Below are 16859 nucleotides of genomic sequence, written 5' to 3'. Positions count from 1 at the left end.
ATCAAACCAGTTTCGCTTTCAGCAATTCCTGCACCTGTTGCGGATTGGCTTTGCCTTTGCTGGCTTTCATCACTTGACCCACCAGCGCGTTAAAGGCTTTTTCCTTACCTGCTTTGAATTCTTCTACCGATTTGGCGTTGTTGGCCAACACTTCGTCGATGATTTTTTCAATCGCGCCGGTGTCGGTCATCTGTTTCAAACCGTCGCGCTCGATAATGGCCTCGGCATCCAAATCGCTGCCCCACATCGCTTCAAACACCTGTTTGGCGAGTTTGTTACTTAATGTGCCGTCGGCGATTTTCGCCACCAATCCGACCAGGCGGTCGGCTTGAATCGGGCTTTCAGACAGGCTTAAAGCTTCTTTGTTCAATGTAGCGGCCAATTCGCCGTTCATCCAGTTCGCTACTAATTTACCTTGTCCGCTGGCTTGGGCGGCGGTTTCAAAGAAAGCGGCTTGAGAGCGGCTGGCGGTTAACAAACGGGCATCGTAGTCGCTCACGCCGAAATCGGCTACGAAACGCTGTGCCATTTCAGACGGCAGCTCAGGCATTTCGTCTTTCGCTTTTTGAAGCTGTCCGTCTGAAATCATCACCGGCAATAAATCGGGGTCGGGGAAATAGCGGTAGTCGTGCGCGTCTTCTTTCAGGCGCATCACGCGGGTTTCGCCCTTATCGGGGTCGAACAGCATGGTTGCCTGCTGCACTTTGCCACCGTCTTCGATAATCTCGATTTGGCTTTCCACTTCATAATTAATCGCCTGCTCTAAAAAGCGGAAAGAGTTTAAGTTTTTGATTTCACGGCGAGTACCGAATTCCTGCTGGCCTTTCGGGCGCACCGATACGTTGGCATCAATGCGGAACGAACCCTCCGCCATATTGCCGTCGCAAATATCCAGCCACGTTACCAAGCCGTGCAAAGCTTTGGCATAAGCCACAGCCTCGGCGGCAGAACGCATTTCCGGCTCGGAAACCACTTCCAACAGAGGCGTGCCGGCGCGGTTGAGGTCGATGCCCGTTGCGCCGCTCAAGCCTTCGTGCACCGATTTGCCCGCATCTTCTTCCATGTGCGCACGGGTAACGTTGATGGTTTTGACTTCATCGCCCACCACAATTTCCAATTTGCCGTGTTCCACAATCGGCAAATCCAACTGGCTGATTTGATAGCCTTTGGGCAAATCGGGGTAGAAGTAGTTTTTACGGTCGAACACGTTTTTTTGGTTGATTTTCGCATCCAAAGCCAAACCGAGCTTGATGGCCTTTTCCACCACCTCGCGGTTCATCACCGGCAACACTCCCGGCAAAGCACATTCCACCACACTGGCATGTGCATTCGGCTCGGCACCGAAAGCAGTGGAAGCACCGCTGAAAATTTTGGATTTGGTATTTAATTGGACGTGGATTTCCAGTCCGATTACGGTTTCCCAGGTCATGGAAAAATCCTTATGAATATAAATAAAATTATCGGTTATACTGTTCTTTTGCTAAATAAATTAGCTCTTTTAATAAAGCTTTTTGTTCTTCAGAAAAATCAGAAGTTACTTGTATCCTATATGTGCCATCGTAAGACATATCAAATAATGAATTAATTTTTATATCAATTTCTTCCGTTTTTTCCAACTTTAGTTCTACAAGAACGAAAGATTTGCGAACACGAAAATAAACGAAGTTGCGAACTATTCCACCATTTAATGCTGTTCCAATATAATATTTATTGTATTTAGGGGTAGCTGTTGGTTCAATTTCTCTTACCAAAGTGAAAATTTCATTTAATAGCTGGATTGTTGCGGGGGTTCCTCGTTGTTTCCAGTATTCAAGATCAGTTACTTCAACTTTTTCTTCATCTTCATCAATTAAGCCAAGCTCTATTTCATCTAAAACTTTAGTAAAGGTAATGATATTTTGATCATGCATTTGATATGCAGACATTTTTAGTGCAATTAATGGAATATTTCCATTAAATAGTTGTATCACATTAAAAAACCTAGCATTAATCTCTTCAGCTACAATAACAGCTGTATGTTTGTATTGAGGATAACGTTTCCTTTCAATATCCCAATATTCAATTGTTCGAATAATATGACTTTCATCAGTTTTACCTAATTGAATTTCAACTTCAAAACGCTTTTTTGTATCAGGATCTTCAAGTAATAAATCTAAACGTCCTGCGTTAGCTTGCCGACGTTCTTTATCACGTAAAACTAAATCACCCAGACCTAGAATGGTTGGATTTTCTGCTATTAAATTTTGTATTTGGACTTCACTGATACCTAAATTTTTCAAACCTGTTGAATCTATTGAAATTAATTTCATTGTTTAAATATCCGTTTTATATCAATAGTCAAGCGGTACCTTGGTGTGCCAATCACTTTCCAGCTGCATCTGATGCGCCACGCCCAGCAATTTCGCTTCGGCGAAATAATTGCCAATCAATTGCACGCCAATCGGCATGCCGTCTGAAGAGAAACCTGCGGGCAGGGTCATGGCGGGAAGGCCGGCGAGGTTGACGGCGATGGTGTAGATGTCGGAAAGGTACATCTGCACGGGGTCGTTAATGTTGCTGTTCAGTTTGGGCGCGGCGGTGGGTGCGGTAGGTGCGAGGATGATGTCGCATTGCTGTAAGGCCGTCTGAAAATCGTTGGTGACCAAACGGCGCAGTTTTTGGGCTTTGAGGTAGTAGGCGTCGTAATAGCCGTGGCTCAAAACGTAGGTGCCGATCATGATGCGGCGTTTGACTTCGCTGCCGAAGCCTTCGGCGCGGGTGTTGCTGTACATTTCTTCCAAGTCGCCGAATTGGGCGGCGCGGTGCCCGTAACGTACGCCGTCGTAGCGAGATAAGTTGGTGCTGGCTTCGGCCGAGGTCAAAACATAATATGCGGGGATGGAAAGCTCGGTTTGCGGCAGGCTTACTTCTACCATTTCTGCGCCTTGTGCTTTGAGCAGGTCGATGGCCGCTTGAATGGCTTTTTGTACGTCTGCGCTCATGCCTTCGCCGAAGTATTCTTTGGGCAGGCCGACTTTCAAGCCTTTAAGGGGTTGGTTTAAGTTGCGGGTGTAGTCTTCTTTGGCGCGTTCCAAGCTGGTGGAATCGCGTTCGTCGAAGCTTGCCATGGCATTCAGCAGAATGGCGCAGTCTTCGGCGGTTTGTGCCATCGGGCCGGCTTGGTCGAAGCTGGATGCGTAAGCCACCATGCCGAAACGGGAAACGATGCCGTAGGTGGGTTTGATGCCGGTAATGCCGCAATGCGAAGCAGGCTGGCGGATGGAGCCGCCAGTGTCGGAGCCTAATGCGGCAGGTGCCAAACGGGCGGCGATAACGGCTGCGGAACCGCCGGAAGAGCCGCCGGGCACGTTTTCTAAATTCCACGGATTTTTAGTGGTGCCGTCAAACGAGGTTTCGTTGGTGGAACCCATGGCGAATTCGTCCATATTGGTGCGACCAAGAGTTACCATGCCTTCGTTGAGCAGGTTTTGTACGACGGTGGCGGTGTAGGGGGAAACGAAGTTGTCGAGCATTTTGCTGGAACACGCGCTTCTCCAACCTTGTTGGCAGAAGATGTCTTTAAAGGCAATGGGTACGCCGGTGAGGATGCCTGCGTTTCCGGCGGCCAAACGTTCGTCGGCGGCCTTGGCTTCGGCAAGCGTTAATTCTTTATTCAGAGTGGTGTAACCGTTGATCGCGGGGTTTCGGGCGTCGATGGCGTTGAGATATTCTTGCGCCAGCTCGGTGGCGGAAATTTTTTTGGCTTGCAGCAATTCGCTGGCTTGTTTTAAGGTGTATTGGGTCATTTTATATTCAACCGTATGATTCAGACGGCCTTAAATGTTAGCTGGTGGGAGGCCGTCTGAAAATATTGCTATTACATTAACAGTATGTGTTTCACACAGGCGGTTTGATTAACCGTAAGAAATGTGTTTTATGTGCCGGTTATTCTTCGATAACTTGGGGAACGATATACAGGCGGTTGCGCACTTCGGGGGCAACGGCTTGGTATTCGGCGGCATGGTCGGTTTCGGTTACTTTGTCTTCACGCAAACGCAGGGCAACTTCGTGAGGATGGGCCATCGGTTCGATGCCTTCGGTATTTACCGATTGCATTTTTTCAACCAATGAAAATATGTCGTTCAATTCTTGAAGGTTTTGCGCTTTTTCAGCATCTGTCAGGCTCAGGCGGGAAAGTTTGGCAATTTTTTCCACATCGCTCAAGGTCAGGGCCATAAAAAATCCTTAAATTTAATTCAGCAAATACCCAAACTAGGGTATTATTACGCGTTTATCTGATTATTCATCCGTTCGGCGGAGAATTATAACCGAAAACCCTATCTTTCGGCATGGCGATTTTAGTGCTTTTCGACTGTTTGTAACAGTATGCGGCCGTCTGAAATGCGATGCTCTATCTTTCTTACTTGTTTAACCAGACACCATAATCCAGGACATATTTATGTTTCGCTTTTTAACACGCTATTTTTCCAACGATCTTGCGATTGATTTGGGCACGGCCAACACGCTGATTTATATCCGTAACAAGGGTATCGTTTTGGACGAGCCTTCGGTTGTGGCGATGCAGACGGATGCGGCGCACGGCAAGAGTGCGATTTTGGCGGTGGGTGCGGAAGCTAAAAAAATGCTGGGTCGGACGCCGGGCAGCATTCAGGCCATCCGCCCGATGAAAGACGGTGTGATTGCTGATTTCAACGTGACTGAAAAAATGTTGAAACAGTTTATCAAAAAAGTGAATAACAGCCGCTTTGCCGCGCCGCCGCGTATCGTTATCTGCGTGCCGTGCGGTTCTACCCAAGTGGAGCGCAAAGCCATTCGTGATTCGGCTTCGGCAGCGGGTGCATCTTCGGTTAACCTGATTGAAGAACCGATGGCGGCGGCAATTGGTGCCGGTTTGCCGATTGAAGAAGCAACCGGCTGTATGGTGGTGGATATCGGCGGCGGAACAACCGAAGTGGGTGTGATTTCACTTTCGGGCGTAGTATATTCGCATTCCATCCGTGTGGGCGGCGATGCGTTTGACGAAAGCATTATCAATTATGTGCGCCGTAATTACGGTATGTTGATCGGGGAAGCAACCGCCGAAGAAATCAAAACCAAAATCGGCTCGGCTTTTCCGGGTATGGAAGTAAACGAAATCGAAGTGAAAGGCCGCAATTTGGCCGAAGGCATTCCGCGGGCTTTTACCATCAGCTCGAATGAAGTGTTGGAAGCATTAACCGAGCCTTTAAACCAAATCGTGCAGTCGGTAAAAAATGCGTTGGAGCAAACGCCGCCCGAATTGGGTGCGGACATTGCCGAGCGCGGTTTGGTGCTGACCGGCGGCGGGGCGTTGCTGAAAGGTTTGGACCGCCTGCTGGCCGAAGAAACCGGTTTGCCGGTGATGATTGCCGAAGATCCGTTAACCTGCGTGGCACGCGGTTCGGGTAAGGCTTTGGATATGATAGGCAAACTGAATTCGATTTTTGTGGTCAATCCTTAATATCGAATCAATCCGAACCATCAGGATGCCGTCTGAACAATGTCCGAACCTTCTTTGAACTTTGCCCAAAAGGGCATGAAGCCTGCCAGCAAATTGATTGTGCTGTCGATTGTGTGCGTGGCTTTGATGATGCTCGACAGCCGCTATGCCGCAGTTCAACATGCCAAAGGCTATGTGGCTACCGCGCTGTATCCTTTGCAGTGGCTGGCCAACCAGCCGGTGCATCTTTACCGTTATGTAAACGGTTTCATGCAGTCGCAATCTGCCTTGATGGCGGACAACAAACGTTTAAACGAAGAGAACGGCCGTCTGAAACTGATACTCGAGCAATCCAAGCTGCACGCGCGAGATTTGGCGGAATTGAAAAAACTGCAAGGTTTGCAACAGCAGGGTATACGCATCACGGGCGGAGCGGAAATCGTTTCCAACGGCAAAGACCCGCTTTCCGACAAACTGATTCTGAATAAAGGCAGCACGCACGGCCTGCGTGCCGGAGATGCCGTGATTGACGGCAGCGGCTTGATGGGGCAGGTTACGCAAGTGTATCCGTTGAACGCTGAGCTGACTTTGGTTACCAACGGCAAAACCGTGATTCCGGTAGCGGTGGCGCGCACGGGCGTGCGCAGCCTGCTTTACGGCAGCGGCAGTGCCGTAAGCCTGCGTTATTTTCCTGCCGATGCCGATTTGCGTGCCGGCGACGTGCTGTTGACCTCGGGTTTGGACAGCGTATATCCGGAAGGCATTCCCGTTGCTAAAATAGAACAGGTGGCGCATGCCGCAGGAACGCCTTACTACCGCGTATCACTTTCGCCTTTGGCCGGCTTCCGCAGCAGTAAGTATGTGCTGGTCATTCCTCAACAAGCCGGGCAGGCCGTGCCGTCTGAACAGGCCGCCCAAACTTCCTCTTAAGTCTATCAAGTCTTGTTATGACTGATTTTGAAGATTTTCACAACCGTGTGCCGGCGAGCATCATCGTATCCAGCTTCGTGCTTGCCATGTTGCTGGATTTTATGCCGTTTCCGTTTGAAGTGTTTTTTTGGCTGCCCGAATTTACGGCATTGGTTTTGCTGTATTGGGCATTGCACAAACCGCAAACTGTAGGTATCGGCATAGCCTTTGCAGTAGGGCTGCTGGTAGATATCGGCACCGCTTCGTTATTGGGCCAGCATGCGCTGGCTTATATGGTGATGGTGTTTTTTATCCAGCATCATCAAAGGCAGATTGTGCTTTACCATTACGGCTTTCAGGCCGTTGTTGTGTTGGCGGCTTTGTTGTGCAGCCAAGCCGTGTTGGCGGTGGTGCGTTTGATGCACGATCAGCGTTTTGCCGAGTGGCCGGCGTTTGTCGGCCCTTTCGTAGGTGCTTTGCTGTGGCCGCTCTTAAGCAAAATGATGCTGTCTATTCTTAACTCCCGCCGTTTACGCCGATGAACAACCATACTTACCGGCCCTACGACCACAACCATGATATTGCCCGACGCCAGCGCGATTTCAGATTGCGGCTGGTGCTGGCCTTTGTGCTGATTACCGTTTTTTTCTCGGTGTTGCTGGCACGCTTTGTGTACCTTCAGGTATTCAAGCATCAAGATTATGTGGTTCAAGCCAATACCAACCGTATTTCGCTGGTGCCCACGGCACCGATACGCGGTGAAATCGTTGATGTTAACGGCGTGGTATTGGCGCACAATTATCCCGCTTATTCGCTTGAAATCGTGCCGGGAAAAATAGAGGGCAAAATAGAAGGTTTAATCGAATCGTTACGTCCTTATGTGGATATTACGCCGGGCGACTTGAAGCGTTTTAAAAAATTCCGTGCAGAATTCCGTTCTTACGAAAACATTCCCCTTAAATTAAAACTCCATCCCGATGAAGCGGCGCGTTTGGCGGCCCAGCTTTACCGCTTCAAAGGCGTGGAAATCAATGCCCGCACCTTCCGTGCCTACCGTTATCCTGAATTGACGGCACATTTTCTCGGCTATATCGGCCGCATCAGCGACCGTGATCAGAAAAAACTCGACGAAGAAAATCTGTCTGCACTTTATCGCGGCAGCACCCATATCGGCAAATCGGGTTTGGAAAGCTTTTACGAACGCCAGCTGCACGGTTCTCCCGGTTATCAGGAAGTGGAAAAAGACGCTTATGGCAACGTGGTGCGTGTGATGAAAACCGTTCCGCCCAAAACCGGCCAGACTTTGCGTTTGGCAATGGACATCCGTTTGCAGCAGGAAGCAGACCGCCTGATGGACGGCCGCCGCGGTGCGGTTGTGGCCATCAATCCGCAAACCGGAGGCGTGTTGGCGTTTGTGTCCAAACCGTCTTTCGACCCCAATTTATTTATCGACGGCATCGACAGCGACACATGGAAAGCTTTGAACGAAGATTGGCAAAAACCGCTGATTAACCGCGTAACGCAGGGCTTGTATCCTCCCGGTTCTACATTCAAACCGTTTATGGGTATGGCTTTGCTCGAAAACGGCAAGATTACCCAAACCACGGTTGTGCCGGCGCCGGGCGCGTGGAGCATTCCCGGTTCGCGTCATTTGTTCCGCGATTCGGTGCGCAGCGGGCATGGTTCGGCCAATTTGAGCAAGGCCATTCAGGTTTCTTCCGATACGTTTTTCTACCGCTTGGGCTATGAAGTAGGGATTGATAAAACCTCACCTTATTTGGCCGAATTCGGTTTAGGCTCGCCAACGGGTATCGATTTGCCGCACGAATACAAAGGCGTGCTGCCTTCGCGCGAATGGAAAGCCAAGCGTTTTGCCAAGTCTAAAGACCCGAAAGCGCGCGAGTGGAACCCTGCCGAGATGGTATCGGTGAGCATCGGGCAGGGCTACAATGCCTACACGCCGCTTCAGATGGCCCATGCCACGGCCTCTCTAGCCAACAACGGCGTGGTGTACCGCCCGCATTTGGTAAAAGAATTGCTCGACCACGAACGCCGTGAAATTACGCTGATTGATCCCAAACCCGAGCGCACGATTCCGTTTAAACGCGAAAACTTCGAATATATCAAAGAGGCGATGGCCAAAGTGTTGCAGGGCGGTACGGCGCGGCGCATCAGTCACGGCCTGCAATACACCATGGGCGGCAAAACCGGCACGGCGCAAGTGGTACAGATTAAGCAGGGTGCGCGTTACAATGCGGCGGCATTGGCCGAACAACACCGCGACCACGCTTGGTTTATTTCTTTCGCGCCGGTGGAGCAGCCGCAGATTGCGATTGCGGTATTGCTGGAAAACGGCGGTTGGGGTGCCAATGCTGCGCCTTTGGCCCGTGCGTTGAGCGATTATTACCTGCTGACCTTGCAGGGGGGGAAGGCGGGCAAAGATGCAGTGATTCAGACGGCCTCGGAGCCTCATCTCAATCAAGCATCAAGCCATGCGCTGCTGACTGCATCAAGTGCGCCGTTGATGCAGTCGGAGCCGTCGCCGTTCCGACAGGCTTATCAAAGTGCGGCAGGCGTTCAGACGGCCTCGGGAGCAGCACCATGAATATGAATGAAGAAACACTGTTGGGCAGAATCCGGCGCGTGGTGTGGGAGCCTATGGATCCGTGGCTGTTTTATGCCATGTTGGCAATTTACATCATGAGCCTGTTTTTGCTGTATTCCGCCGACGGGCAGGAAATCGGCCAGCTTGAAAACAAAACCGTACACACGGTATTGGCGTTTATCCTGCTGTGGTTTATCGCACGGGCGAAGCCGCAGACCTTATCCGCATTTGCGCCGCCCATGTATGCCTTGGGCGTGGTGTTGCTGTTGGGCGTGCATTTTTTCGGCGTAACGGTCAACGGCTCGACCCGCTGGCTGAATATCGGTATCGGGCGCATACAGCCGTCTGAAATCATGAAAATAGCTTTGCCGATGATGGTGGCGTGGTATTTTCAGAAATACGAAATGTCGTTGCGCTGGTATCACTACGTCGTCGCGCTGCTGCTGGTGATGATTCCCGGTGTGCTGATTTTGAAGCAGCCCGATTTGGGTACGGCCACGCTGATTATGGCTTCCGGCCTGTTTGTGATTTTCTTTGCCGGTTTGCCGTGGAGAGTGATTTTTACCGCGCTGGTCGGCTTTTTGACCGCGCTGCCGCTGATTTGGAACTACGGTATGCACGACTACCAAAAAACGCGCGTGCTGACCCTGCTCGAACCGACTAAAGACCCGCTGGGCGCGGGCTACCATATTTTGCAGTCGATGATTGCCATCGGTTCGGGCGGTATTTGGGGCAAAGGCTGGCTCAACGGTACGCAAACCCATTTGGACTACATTCCCGAAGCCACCACCGACTTCATCTTCGCCGTGTACGGAGAGGAATTCGGTTTAATCGGCAATGTGTTGCTGCTGGCGATTTACCTGCTGATTTTGGGGCGCGGCCTCTACATCGCCGCCAAAGCGCCCACTTTATACAGCCGGACGTTAGCCGGTGCGCTCACGATGACGTTTTTCTGCTATGCTTTTGTCAATATGGGCATGGTCAGCGGCATTCTTCCCGTGGTGGGCGTGCCCTTGCCGCTGGTCAGCTACGGCGGCACGGCCACCTTATCGATTATGGTGGTGCTGGCATTGCTGATGGGCATCGGCAACCAGCAGCGTTGAGTGCTTCCGCAGCCGCAGAGGCCGTCTGAAAACACAATATCAAACAACAATAAAAAGGCTAATACACATGATAGGCATGGAAATCGGCAAACTGATTTTGGCGTTTATGGTGCTGATCAACCCGTTTGGCGCACTGTCGATTTATTTGGATTTAACCCGCAACCTCAGCACGCGGGAGCGCCGCAAAGTGGCGCAGGTGGCCTCGGCTACCGTGATGATTGTGATTACTGCGTTTTGCTTAACCGGCGGGGCTATCTTGAAGCTTTTCGGTATCAGCGTCGGCGCGTTTCAAGTGGGCGGCGGCATTTTGGTGCTGCTGATTGCCATTTCGATGATGAACGGCGGCAACAACCCGGCCAAGCCCGATGTGGGCACGGGGGAGGACAACGATATTACCATCCGCCCCAAAGCCGCCCAGAGCATAGGCGCGATTGCCGTAGTGCCGCTGGCGATTCCGATGATGATCGGGCCGGGCGGCATTTCTACCGTGATTATTTATGCTTCGGCGGCCAAACATTACCGCGATACGCTGATGATTTTGGCGGCAGGTTTGGTAATCAGCCTGATTTGTTACGGCGTGTTGATGGCTGCCACTTATGTGAGCAAAAAGCTCGGCGATACCGGTTTGACCATTCTCAACCGCGTGATGGGCATGCTGCTGGCGGCGGTTTCCGTAGAAATCATCGTGGCTGGCTTGAAAGCCTTGTTTCCGCAATTGGCGGTTTAAGATAAGTTGAGGCCGTCTGAAAACTTTTCAGACGGCCTCGGTAACACATCAGGCATCATGCCTGAACAATATTAAAAAATAAAAAGCACGGATGCCGTTGTTTTCGGCACCGACCGAATAAAATACCGACACATTACAAAAATGCGACTCATACGTTTTTTACTGCTTGCCGCAGTGCTTTTCTCTGCCGCTTTCGTACGCGCGGGTAAAGTGGAGCATGTCGAAGGTAAACTCGACAACGGCTTGATTTATCACATTTTCAACGTGCCTTCCGCCGAACGCAGGCTGGTTTTGCGCTTGCAGGTGGAAGCCGGAGCCGCCGATGAAGACGGCGGCGAGGAAGGCATCGCCCACATCACCGAACACATGGTGTTTCAAAGCTCGGCGGCTTTTCCGCAAGGCTTGTCGGATCATTTGAATCAGGAAGGCTGGCAGCTCGGCCGCCACTACAACGCCCAAACCGGCTACCGTTTTACCCGCTATCTGCTCACGCCGCCGCAGGGCAGGCGCCAGCTTGAAGACGCTTTGGCGGTTTACCGGCAGATTCTTTCCCCGCAAAACTTCTCGCCTGCCGATTGGCACAAAGAGCAGCAAGTGATTTTGGCCGAGTGGCGCCAGCAGCAAACGCTGGCCAACCGCCTGAGCCGCCGGCATCACGCCTTGCTGCACAGCGGCTCGCGCAGCGGCCGTTATGCGCCCATCGGCAGCCGCGATGCGATTGAAAACGCGCAGATTGCTACGGCAAACCGTTTTCACGGCAAATGGTACGGTAGCAATAATGCCGTGCTGGTTATCGTCGGCGACATCAATCCCAAAAAAGCCGCCGCTGCCGTTGAAGCCGCATTAGGCCGTCTGAAACCGATCAGCCTGCCCGTGCGCAATGCCACCGAATACGAACCCAAGCCGCACGCGCAGCCGCAGCAGTATATTACCGATAAAGACAATACCGAAAACAAACTGTCGCTGGTGTTCCGTTTCAATAATGCCGCGTCGCAAGAAAACAGCGATGCCGGCCTTTATCAGCGGCTGCTGGATAATTTTGCCGCGCACATTATCAACACGCGTTTGCAGGCGGAAGGCGGGACTGTGGCCATGAAGTTCGGCGATCTCGGCAAGCAAACAGGCTCGCTCGGTTTCTATACCGATGTTCTGCCGGGCGGGCATCAAGAGGCTTTGGCTGCGTTGCACCGCCTGATTGAGAATGTGAAACAGCAGCCCGCGTCAGACAGCGAAACCGCTGCCTACCGCAAAATCGTGCACAACCATTTGAGCCGTCAAGACGCATTGCCCGACGATTTCCCCAACATCGTTCAGACGGCCGATGAAACCGCGCTTGCCGGTAAGCGTGTGCCTTCTGCCGCGCAGAGAGCCGCCGAACGCGGGCAGCTTTACCGTGTGAATGCCCAAGCCGTGAATCGCCGCATTTTGGAATGGCTGGATTCGGCCGACAAACTCGTGATGATGCAGACGGCAGCGTCGGAGCCGCAAAACACAACCGCGTCTGATAAGCCGCTTGCCGAATCTAAGGCCAAGATGCCGTCTGAAAAAACAGTGCCGACGCGTGCGCATATCCGCCCCGTTACGCCCGAGCGAATTATTCCGAAGGCAGCAGCGAAAAATGTTTTCTCTACGCACAAAGGGCAGGGCAGCGTCGTCTCGAAAAGCTACGATAAAGACAACGCCGTTACCTATCTGAAATTCAGCAACGGCGACCACATCGCGATTCTGCATCATGCCGTTGCGGGCAAGAAACTGTATTTCAAAGCCGTGGCCGACACCGGCTATCTGCAACGCGGCGTGAATGCTTGGCAGGCGCAGTTGGCGGCCGATATTGTGAACCGCTCCACTCCCGAAGGTTTCGACAAAGCTGCCTTCAAACAATGGCAGCGTCAACACGGCATTCAATACCGTTATCAGCTCGACAGCGACCGCCAAAGCGTAGATGTGCAAGTGTCCGAAACCGGTTTGGAGATGCTGCTGCAACTCTACCGCAGCCGCCAAACCGCCCCCGCCACCGACGGCTGGCAAGCAGAGCTGGAAGCCGCAGCCGTGCGCTTGCCGGTGTATCTGCAATCCGTGCCGGGCAAGCAGGAGCAGGAATTGGAGATACTGCGTTACGGCCAAACCGAAATCCGCCCTCAAAGCAGCGGCGAAATCCACGCCGTGACACAGCACGACATCGTGCAACAATGGCGCAGGCTGGCGGCCAAGCCGGTGAATTACTATATTGTGAGCAGCATGCCGTCTGAAAAAATCATACCTCTGCTCACACAATATCTGGCCGACATTCCCCGCAGCCCTGCCGAAAACATTAACAGGCCGCTGCTGGAAGGGGCGACCTTGCGCCGCGCTCACATCAACGATATCGACGGCACCGATGTGAATGCGTGGTCTTGGCAGCCTTTCTATGATTGGACGCCCGATACCTCGGAACAGATTCCGCTGCTGGTCAACCTTGCCAATGCGCGTTTGAAAGACGAATTGCGCAGCCGCAACCAAAGCACATACAGCGTCAAGTTTGCCGCTTTGCCCGAGCCTGTTTACAACCGCGTGGAAAGCAACCTCTTCTTCAGCACGCCGCCCGAGCAGGCCGCCGAAGCATGGGAAACCGCCCAGCAGATTTTGCAGCGCCTTCCCGAAAACCTCACCAAAACCGAGGCCGACAACCTGCAACAGCTGTTTATCGAGCAGGAAGCCAAACGCCGCCAAAATCCCGAAGTGTGGCTGGAGCGTTTGGCCGCCAGCCACAGGCACTACGGCGACGCCCGCTATCTGAGCCGCTTGCCGCAGCTGCACCGAACCATCATACAAACCCGTTTACGCCAAACTGCCAAGCTCTTGTGGTCAACCCAAAACGCGCGGGTGTTGCTGGTGGATCCGAGCCGGTAAGGGTAGGGAGGTTTTATCAAAGTTTCGCCACCTTCAGTTATTAAGATAGAGAGGTAGTGAAACATTTGCCGAATAAGGCCGTCTGAAAAAACGGGTAAGCTGTTTTTCAGACGGCCTTTTTTGATACACGACAAGTTTCTTTGCTATATATGCTGAAAATCAGATTAATGGAGATAGTGTGCAAGAGTATGATAAGGATAAACATGAGGCCGTCTGAAAAAGCCGAAGGCGCTGTATGAGAATTTTCAAAAACATCTTCTACTTAGCACAAAAAGAACTCCGCAGCCTGTTTTCCGACGTGGTGCTGATGGTGCTGATTGTGTTTATGTTTACGGTTACGATTTTTTCCGCCGCCCAAATCGACCCGGGCGTGAAGAATGCTGCCGTGGCGGTGGTGGACGGCGACCGTTCGGCGCTTTCCTACCGCCTGCGCGATGCTGTGCGCGAGCCGTTCTTCCAGCCGCCGGAAGAAGTGGCGGCGGAAGCGGTGAATCAGGCCATGGATAAGGGGGAGTACATTTTTACCTTGGAAATTCCGCCGAACTTCGAGCGCGATGTGCTGATGGGGCGCAGCCCCGAATTGCTGCTGCAAGTGGACGCCACCGCCATGTCGCAGGCAGGTTTGGGTGCGGCTTATCTGACCCGTATTCTAGAGCGCGAAACGGCGGAGTTTGCGCGGCAGCAGTCGGCGGAAAAATGGCTGCCCGTGAAGCCGGTGATCCGTTCGCATTTCAACGCCAATGCCGAAGGCAGCTATTACGGGCCGCCGATGGAGTTGGGCAATATGGTGTTGGTGCTGGCGCTGATTCTGGTGGGCGCGGCAGTCATTCGCGAGCGCGAACACGGCACCATCGAGCATTTGCTGGTGATGCCGGTGAACGCCGCCGAAATCATGCTGGCGAAAGTGCTGGCCAACAGCGCGATGATTTTGCTGGTGTCGATATTGGCGATGTGGGTGGTGGTGAAAGGCATACTCGGCGTGCCGATTTACGGCTCCATCATGCTCTACGGCTTCGGCGTGGCCGTGTATCTGTTTTCCATTGCCGCGCTGGCGGTGATGCTTGCCACGATTGCGCCGAGCATGGCGCAGTTCGGCCTCTTGATGATTCCGCTGTATATGGTGCTGCTGCTGTTTTCCGGCGTGGCCTCGCCGCGCAACAATATGCCCGAGGCGGCACAATGGATTAGCGAATATTGGCCGAGCACGCAGTTTATCCGGTTTGCACAGAGCGTGCTGTTCCGCGATGCCGGCCTCAGCATCGTGTGGCCGCAACTGTTGGCAATGGCTTTAACCGGCTTGCTGTTTTTGGTATTTGCGCTGATGCGGTTTAGAAAAATGCTGGAGCAGCAGGGCTGAGTGTTGAGAATGCGGACAAAGGCCGCTGAGGCCTTCTGAAAACCATCATACAAAGGAGCGAGAAATGAACGAAACCGAACAAAAACGCCTGCTTGAGCGTGTACATACCGAGCCGTTTGCGTTGTGTTTTTCCGGGCAGGGGTTTGATTGGATCGGCATGCTGCGCGAGGCTTTGGCCGAAGGCGCGCGGGAAGAAGCAGGTAAGATTGCCGATGCCGCCGCCCGAATGATTGCGCACGTGGCGGAACAACTTGCCACCGCACGGCCGCAGGGTTTTGTGCCGATTATGTGGGCAGACGGCAACGGCGAAATTGACTTGGTGCGCGCTGCCGTGAGCGTGCCCGGCATTTTCCTCTCGCAAATCGCCAATCTGCACACATTGCAAGCACGCGGGCTGGATATCGGCAAAGCGGCGGGCGTGATCGGGCATTCGCAAGGCATACTCGGGCGTTATCTGGTTAGCGAGCCGCACCGTGCCGCCGAAATTCTGGCATTGGCCGAACTGATCGGCGCGGCGGCCACCCTCCAAGGCAGAAAAACCGGCCTGTACATGCACAACGGCGGCCATGCGATGGTAATGGTACAGGGGGTGAACCGGGCGCAGCTCGCCGATATTATCGACAACCTGTTCCCCGCCGGTTCAAGCGATCTTGCAGACCGCCCGTGCATCGGCCTGCGTAACAGCCGCGAAGCCTTTGTGGTCAGCGGGCGGCCGGAATCGGTGCGGCGCGTGTGTGAGGTGCTTTCGGCTACGATAAAAGATTCAGACGGCCTCACCCCCGAATCGCTGCTTGTGCCGCTGGAAGTGGAAGTCGGCTTCCATCATCCGCTGCTGGCTCCCGCCGTGGCGCAAGTGGCCGAATGGGCGGCGGTTTGCGGTTTGGACGCGGAACAGGCGCGCGCCATTGCACAGAATGTATTGGCCGACCCTGTCGACTGGGTGGAAGAATGCCGCCGCATGGTGGGGCTGGGCGTTCGCCGCATTTTGGAAATCGGCCCGTCCGGCGGCGTGGCCATGCTCACGCAGGCGGTGTTGGACGGTGAGAATATAGAAGTGCTGGATGTTTCCGGCGCAGAAGGCAAGGCCGCGTTGTTTGGTGCGTAATAAACGTAGTTTTAAAGTTGATAAAGAAAGCGCCGTTTTCAGACAGGCATTGTGCAAAGCTATGCCTGTCTGAAAACCTTACACAAAAAGGCTGATCAAGCCTTCCGCCCCGATATAAACCAGCAGCAGACCAAACACCAAAGCCATCACGCGGCGGGCAATCGGCCTGGCCAGATAATTCCGCGCCACATGAGCCGCCTGCGTGTACACCAGCATCACCGCGGCAACGGCCAGTAGAAACAAAGCGGAAAGCACCAAAAGCTGCGCCGTTTCGGAAAGCGGCGCGGAGGGTTCGATGAATTGGGGAAAATAAGCTAACAGAAAAATAATGGTTTTCGGGTTGATGATGGTAACGAAAAAGCCGGTTTTCCAGCCCGTGTTGCCGCCGCTCTCAACCAAACCGCCGCGGATACTGCGTATTTCATACAAAGAGCGCGCACCCAGATAAAGCAGATATAAAGCCGCCGCTGCGTTCATGGCAAACAAAATTTTGGGCGAAGCCGCCATCAGCCCGCCCAAACCCACGCAAACCGCTGCCAGCAACACCGCATCAGCCGCCAAAATGCCCAAAGTAACCGCCAAGCCTGCGCGCCAACCACCTTTTACCGCACCTTGAATCACCAACATCATCGCCGGTCCGGGCAAGGCGGCAATCAGGATGCTGGAGAGGAAAAAGTAGAATAAAGTGGCCGTGTTCATTAAGTCT

At 53.0% G+C, this 16859-nt stretch carries 14 protein-coding genes; 9 read left to right on the top strand and 5 right to left on the bottom strand.

Annotation, left to right across the window (positions count from 1 at the left end; genetic code table 11):
• Nucleotide 1: 1 nt before the first annotated feature.
• From gatB to gatC, 4 genes are all read right to left on the bottom strand, one after another.
• On the bottom strand, nt 2–1429 hold the full coding sequence (gene gatB, locus CKV66_RS08170) for an Asp-tRNA(Asn)/Glu-tRNA(Gln) amidotransferase subunit GatB (protein ID WP_085362945.1): 1428 nt from the start codon (nt 1427–1429) through the stop codon (nt 2–4).
• Nucleotides 1430–1457: 28 nt separating this feature from the next.
• Nucleotides 1458–2309 carry a hypothetical protein gene (locus CKV66_RS08165; RefSeq protein ID WP_085362944.1) on the bottom strand — a complete coding sequence of 284 codons (852 nt, stop codon included), beginning with the start codon at nt 2307–2309 and terminating at the stop codon, nt 1458–1460.
• A gap of 21 nt (nt 2310–2330) precedes the next feature.
• The gene (gene gatA, locus CKV66_RS08160) at nt 2331–3785 is read right to left on the bottom strand and encodes an Asp-tRNA(Asn)/Glu-tRNA(Gln) amidotransferase subunit GatA (RefSeq protein WP_095197863.1); all 1455 of its coding nucleotides are present in this window, start codon (nt 3783–3785) and stop codon (nt 2331–2333) included.
• Nucleotides 3786–3924: 139 nt separating this feature from the next.
• Nucleotides 3925–4215 carry an Asp-tRNA(Asn)/Glu-tRNA(Gln) amidotransferase subunit GatC gene (gene gatC, locus CKV66_RS08155; RefSeq protein WP_054599055.1) on the bottom strand — a complete coding sequence of 97 codons (291 nt, stop codon included), beginning with the start codon at nt 4213–4215 and terminating at the stop codon, nt 3925–3927.
• Between the two features lie 223 nt (nt 4216–4438).
• Here gatC and CKV66_RS08150 point away from each other — a divergent pair, with 223 nt between their 5' ends.
• The 9 genes from CKV66_RS08150 (at nt 4439) to CKV66_RS08110 (ending at nt 16153) form a co-directional block, all read left to right on the top strand.
• Nucleotides 4439–5479: a rod shape-determining protein gene (locus CKV66_RS08150; RefSeq protein ID WP_085362942.1), complete on the top strand. Its 1041-nt coding sequence runs from the start codon at nt 4439–4441 to the stop codon at nt 5477–5479.
• A gap of 39 nt (nt 5480–5518) precedes the next feature.
• On the top strand, nt 5519–6388 hold the full coding sequence (mreC, locus tag CKV66_RS08145) for a rod shape-determining protein MreC (RefSeq protein WP_085362941.1): 870 nt from the start codon (nt 5519–5521) through the stop codon (nt 6386–6388).
• A gap of 17 nt (nt 6389–6405) precedes the next feature.
• Complete coding sequence (mreD, locus tag CKV66_RS08140) at nt 6406–6909, top strand: rod shape-determining protein MreD (RefSeq protein ID WP_054599058.1); 504 nt, start codon at nt 6406–6408, stop codon at nt 6907–6909.
• The gene (gene mrdA, locus CKV66_RS08135; protein ID WP_085362940.1) at nt 6906–8972 is read left to right on the top strand and encodes a penicillin-binding protein 2; all 2067 of its coding nucleotides are present in this window, start codon (nt 6906–6908) and stop codon (nt 8970–8972) included. Before mreD ends, mrdA begins: the two co-directional genes overlap by 4 nt.
• Nucleotides 8969–10075 (top strand): rod shape-determining protein RodA, encoded by a 1107-nt coding sequence (gene rodA / locus CKV66_RS08130; RefSeq protein ID WP_085362939.1) that lies wholly within the window; start codon nt 8969–8971, stop codon nt 10073–10075. Before mrdA ends, rodA begins: the two co-directional genes overlap by 4 nt.
• A 67-nt stretch (nt 10076–10142) precedes the next feature.
• On the top strand, nt 10143–10802 hold the full coding sequence (locus CKV66_RS08125; protein ID WP_085362938.1) for a MarC family protein: 660 nt from the start codon (nt 10143–10145) through the stop codon (nt 10800–10802).
• 141 nt (nt 10803–10943) lie between these two features.
• Nucleotides 10944–13691 (top strand): M16 family metallopeptidase, encoded by a 2748-nt coding sequence (locus CKV66_RS08120; RefSeq protein WP_085362937.1) that lies wholly within the window; start codon nt 10944–10946, stop codon nt 13689–13691.
• Nucleotides 13692–13926: 235 nt separating this feature from the next.
• Nucleotides 13927–15048, top strand: a complete 1122-nt coding sequence (locus CKV66_RS08115) for an ABC-2 transporter permease (protein ID WP_085362936.1) — start codon at nt 13927–13929, stop codon at nt 15046–15048.
• 64 nt (nt 15049–15112) lie between these two features.
• Complete coding sequence (locus CKV66_RS08110; protein ID WP_085362935.1) at nt 15113–16153, top strand: ACP S-malonyltransferase; 1041 nt, start codon at nt 15113–15115, stop codon at nt 16151–16153.
• A gap of 78 nt (nt 16154–16231) precedes the next feature.
• On the opposite strand, the gene CKV66_RS08105 is transcribed toward CKV66_RS08110, so the two are convergent.
• Entirely contained in the window at nt 16232–16852 is a 621-nt protein-coding gene (locus tag CKV66_RS08105; RefSeq protein ID WP_085362934.1) for a LysE family translocator, read from the bottom strand.
• Between the last annotated feature and the right edge of the window lie 7 nt (nt 16853–16859).

This window comes from Neisseria zoodegmatis, from assembly GCF_900187305.1.
Taxonomy (GTDB): Bacteria; Pseudomonadota; Gammaproteobacteria; order Burkholderiales; family Neisseriaceae; genus Neisseria; species Neisseria zoodegmatis.
The sequence above is the reverse complement of the archived record's forward strand: the minus strand, read 5'-3'. Positions and strand labels throughout refer to the sequence as shown.

Bases quoted from the DNA above. Each gene is read 5' to 3' on its own strand.
- mreC (WP_085362941.1), top strand. From the start codon at position 5,519: ATGTCCGAACCTTCTTTGAACTTTGCCCAAAAGGGCATGAAGCCTGCC.
- gatA (WP_095197863.1), bottom strand. From the start codon at position 3,785: ATGACCCAATACACCTTAAAACAAGCCAGCGAATTGCTGCAAGCCAAA.
- CKV66_RS08105 (WP_085362934.1), bottom strand. From the start codon at position 16,852: ATGAACACGGCCACTTTATTCTACTTTTTCCTCTCCAGCATCCTGATT.
- CKV66_RS08125 (WP_085362938.1), top strand. From the start codon at position 10,143: ATGATAGGCATGGAAATCGGCAAACTGATTTTGGCGTTTATGGTGCTG.
- gatB (WP_085362945.1), bottom strand. From the start codon at position 1,429: ATGACCTGGGAAACCGTAATCGGACTGGAAATCCACGTCCAATTAAAT.
- CKV66_RS08165 (WP_085362944.1), bottom strand. From the start codon at position 2,309: ATGAAATTAATTTCAATAGATTCAACAGGTTTGAAAAATTTAGGTATC.
- mreD (WP_054599058.1), top strand. From the start codon at position 6,406: ATGACTGATTTTGAAGATTTTCACAACCGTGTGCCGGCGAGCATCATC.
- CKV66_RS08115 (WP_085362936.1), top strand. From the start codon at position 13,927: ATGAGAATTTTCAAAAACATCTTCTACTTAGCACAAAAAGAACTCCGC.
- gatC (WP_054599055.1), bottom strand. From the start codon at position 4,215: ATGGCCCTGACCTTGAGCGATGTGGAAAAAATTGCCAAACTTTCCCGC.
- rodA (WP_085362939.1), top strand. From the start codon at position 8,969: ATGAATATGAATGAAGAAACACTGTTGGGCAGAATCCGGCGCGTGGTG.
- CKV66_RS08120 (WP_085362937.1), top strand. From the start codon at position 10,944: ATGCGACTCATACGTTTTTTACTGCTTGCCGCAGTGCTTTTCTCTGCC.
- CKV66_RS08150 (WP_085362942.1), top strand. From the start codon at position 4,439: ATGTTTCGCTTTTTAACACGCTATTTTTCCAACGATCTTGCGATTGAT.
- mrdA (WP_085362940.1), top strand. From the start codon at position 6,906: ATGAACAACCATACTTACCGGCCCTACGACCACAACCATGATATTGCC.
- CKV66_RS08110 (WP_085362935.1), top strand. From the start codon at position 15,113: ATGAACGAAACCGAACAAAAACGCCTGCTTGAGCGTGTACATACCGAG.